The sequence below is a fragment of the Chamaesiphon polymorphus CCALA 037 genome (genome assembly GCF_003003845.1).
In the GTDB taxonomy this organism is placed as follows: Bacteria; Cyanobacteriota; Cyanobacteriia; order Cyanobacteriales; family Chamaesiphonaceae; genus Chamaesiphon; species Chamaesiphon polymorphus.
Genome location: NZ_PVWO01000504.1, coordinates 1 through 4,076, shown reverse-complemented (window position 1 = coordinate 4,076; position 4,076 = coordinate 1). Strand labels below are relative to the sequence as shown.

Genomic DNA, 4,076 nt, shown 5'->3' with positions numbered 1-4,076 from the left:
CTCCTTGCAAGAGGAACAGCAGCTCAACACGAGTTTTATCTGGGGTGGCAGTGGGGTCGGTGCGCTCGGAATACTCTTCGCCTTACGCATTCTCCAGCAGCTATCGGCAGAATTACACGCTCGGCAATCCCGCCTGAGCGAAAGCCAATGTTTGATTCGCACGCTCGTGGCGAATGTCGTCGATGGGGTTGCCATCGTCGATGCGGGAGGCAAAATTCAAAGTTTCAATCAGGCAGCAGTCGGAATGTTTGGCTATCCTGCCGATGAAGTAATCGGCGATGATTGGCACAAACTCTTGGCACCAGCAGCCGAGGTAAACCAAAGCTTGCTGTTGCACCCAGCCGATGCGAGCCAAACATTCGTGTCTGGTAGTCAGAGCCAGCAGGCAATGGGACAGCGCAAAAATGGCGACTGGTTTCCAATTGAATTTTCCATAAATACAGTGGCAGATGATGCACTGGTGGCAACGCAACAAGACCGAATTATCATCATTCGCGATATTACCGAACGGCAACAAGCAGCGGCCAGACTCGTTGCCACCAACAGACAATTGGTAGATCTCAACGTAGCATTGAATGTTACCAATCGTTCGTTAACTGCCAGTAACCGCGAACTCGACCAATTTGCCTATATTACCGCTCACGACCTCAAGGCCCCCTTGCGGGCGATCGCCAGCCTCTCTGAATGGATTGAAGAAGAGCTAGCAGAGCAGCTTTCGGCGGAAACTCGATCGCAGATGCAATTGCTCCGCAACCGCGTCTACCGGATGCAAGCACTTCTCGACAGCTTGCTCGAATATTCGCGCTCTGGACGCACGCAGAAGCCGATTAGCCGTGTCGATCTCGATGCTCTCCTGACCGAGATTGTGGAGTCGCTTGCGCCGCCACCGACAATGACGATCGAGATCCACCCGCCGATGCCGATCTTCAATACCCGCAAACAGCCGCTACAACAGGTATTTTTCCACCTCATCGACAATGCGATCCGCCACCACCCTACCAAAGTAGGTCGGGTGGAGATCTCCGCGATCGATCTAGAAGATTGCTATGAGTTTACAGTCGCTGATGATGGTGATGGGATCGACCCTCAATATCACGATCGCATTTATACTATTTTTCAAACCCTAACCGCACGCGATCGCCAAGAGAATATTGGGGTAGGATTGGCAATTGTCAAAAAGATCGTTACGGCTGAAGGCGGATCGATCGAGTTAGACTCGGCAGTTGGGAGGGGAGCTATTTTCAAATTTACCTGGCTCAAACAACCGATCGCCAGTTGAATATCTCACCCTCCCATCGACTGCCAAATGTGGCATAACGATCGCGATCTAAAATCGGAAACCAGCACCAACAGCCAGACTAGTCGATCGATTATTATTACTCAATGGTACGCTCAGTGAAGTTTTTAACTGCAAGCTATCGTTGAGATCGAAATCGGCCCCCCCGACCAAACTCACTGCTGTGAAACTATTATTACCGCCAGTATTAATATCGAGCGCACCACCGATAAAGGGGGTAATTAGCACTGTACTATCGGTATTTCTCAACGGCAGATCGTAAGTAAGTGCGGTACCAAAATTAGTCCCATTATTAGGGAAGTAGATAAACGGACGTAGCGATAGATTCTCGCTCACACCAAACTTAGAATCGATCCCGATCGCCGCTTGACCGTTACCGAACTGTAGCGATGGCCCGATGGAGCTTTGACCTACTTGCGCGCTAGCTGGCAGACTCATTGCTACAGTCGCGATCGCAGCTAAGAGAGAAATCGAGGTAATTTTATGCTTTTTCATTTTGAGGTTCCAATGTAGTTTTGCATGAATATTTGGTTGGCGATCGCAATAATTATCGATCGCTAAAAAATATCTTCAATTGAATATTTTAGTGACTTGGCAATCGGGTGATATCTGTCCATAGTTGGATATGCAAATCTTTTAAAACATGACTAAAGTACCGCTCTCTTAAATGTTCAAAGCGTGACTAAAGTACCGTTTCTTTTAAATGTATCCAGTCTTGTCAAGAAAGATTTTCTTTTGAGTACCTATTGCATCAATAGTAATAATCGAGCCGTCAACGTCGAGAACATCCAATAAAATCGTAATTGAGCTTACTCAGGTATTGTTGTTAATCAGTCTCCTCAATAATCTGTATTCTCTATTACTTTCCGAAATGCGCTTACTCTGTTCTATATATCTAGCAAACCGTAACGTTTTTGGAGTGCGAGTAATTGGTTTCTGGCGGCGGCGGCGTTGTCGGCGAGATCGGCAAATTCGATCAGGCGCATAAGTTCTTTTTTGAGTAAATTTCGTTCGATTGCGAGAGTATCCCGATCTAATTCTGGTGGTAAAACGACCATATCGTATAGAGTAGCCCGATCCTTACCCACATCCGGTCGCAGAATTCGCCCTCGGCGTTGGATAAATTGACGGGGATTGGTGCTGCTGGCGAGGATGACAGCATGTTTGATGGCGGGGATGTCGATACCTTCATCCAAGCAGCGGATTGCTACTAGTCCTTGGAGTGCGCCAGATTCAAACTGTTGGCGGAGTTGTTCTCGATCGGGGATGGATGTGGCTGCGGTGTAAGTGTTGACGCGATAACCGAGTTCTTGCCCGAGTAGCTGGGTGACGGCGGCGAGTTGTTGGGTGCTGCTTGCACTGAGCGGAGCCGAAGTGTCGCTGCTACCATCGCCACAGTAGAAGAGGGTATGACTGGTATCCAGGCGATCTTGCATCAGGGTTTTGAGGGCGACGAGTTTATTCGCCGCCGCACCGACGAGGCGCGCGCGTTGCATGAGTAAAGGGGTCAGATCTGGGGTGTCGAATTCGTCGTAGCTAGGGGCGCGATTTTGGCTATTGTAGATGAGTTTGCGGGCGATCGCGCGACTGAGTTGGAGGTAGCGATCGCTTTCATCTGGAGTCAGTTCGACGAGGATTGGATAATATAAGTAGTGAACGAGGGCACCCTGTTCGATCGCGTCTTTGAGGGTAAATTCGGGCTGTAAGATGTCGCCAAAGTATTCGAGGATATTTTGAGTGCCGATGTCGTCGTAGTGGCGTTCTGGGGTGGCTGAGAGCGCGAGCCGCAAGCCGACATTGCGGGGCAGACTGGATTCGCGCTTTTTCGCACCGAGGTTGTGTACTTCGTCGCCGATAATTAAGGTGCGATCGGGTAAATATTTGAGCTGAGATTGAAATCCGGCGGTAATTAGAGTTTCATTGGTAGTGACGATCGTCAGGAATTTTTGGTGTCCGGTATGAATTCTGGCGAGTTGGTAAGAGAACTTGCCTTGCCATTTATGGATGCTTTCGCAGGCAAGGATCGGCTGAAGATTGAATTTTTCGCACTCTCGTCCCCATTGATTGACTAAGTGCCTGAATGGACAGATGACGATGAGAACTTGCAGTCCGATTTGCTGGTATAGTTGATGCGCGATCGCTAGAGCCGTAATAGTTTTACCGCTACCTGTCGCCATTTTGAGCGTGCCGCGACCTTGATTTTTAAACCAATTAGAAATAGCTTGCTGTTGGTACGATCGCAGTTGCAAGCCTGCGGGTAACTGCGGACATCCCGGCGGAACTGGTTCGATTTGATAGCGGATCTGCGCTTCGGCAACGGCTACCAAACGATTGATGCTAGTCAATCCCGCCGCCATCGTTAATTCGCGATCGACAGCTACTTTGGTTACTCGATAAGTATTTTTAGAGTCGATCGACAATACTCGTCACCGAACTACGTGCTTTTTTATACTACCACGTTCGATTCTCGATTTAATCCTTTTGATAGATGATTATCCGGCTGTGGAAGCTGTAATGTAATCGGTGAGAGAGTTACTGCCGATATGAGCTAAAAAACATCCTGTTATGTGTGCTGGCGAACGTCGGTTGGCGGACAGTGGCTGAAGTCGTACCCCTACGGCAAGTTTTCAAGATAGCGATGCCGAATGCAACTTTTTACCCATTTGAATCCAACATTCTCAACCCAACGTATTAATAGTTGTAGCTCTATTTTGCTTGTCAACTCAGCTTCTGCCTGACACCCACATTTAAGAGAAAAAAGTATGGCATCCTCTTTTAT

Annotated in this window: 3 protein-coding genes; 1 reads left to right on the top strand and 2 read right to left on the bottom strand. The window is 48.5% G+C overall.

Annotated elements, in window-relative coordinates; genetic code table 11:
* Positions 1-1,279, top strand: a 1,279-nt coding sequence (locus C7B77_RS25320) for a sensor histidine kinase (protein ID WP_106311478.1), incomplete at its 5' end; no start/stop codon positions are given.
* 48 nt (positions 1,280-1,327) lie between these two features.
* On the opposite strand, the gene C7B77_RS25315 is transcribed toward C7B77_RS25320, so the two are convergent.
* Complete coding sequence (locus tag C7B77_RS25315; protein WP_106311472.1) at positions 1,328-1,792, bottom strand: hypothetical protein; 465 nt, start codon at positions 1,790-1,792, stop codon at positions 1,328-1,330.
* 392 nt (positions 1,793-2,184) lie between these two features.
* Positions 2,185-3,654, bottom strand: a complete 1,470-nt coding sequence (locus C7B77_RS25310) for a DNA phosphorothioation system restriction enzyme (protein ID WP_106311475.1) — start codon at positions 3,652-3,654, stop codon at positions 2,185-2,187.
* Positions 3,655-4,076: the final 422 nt, after the last annotated feature.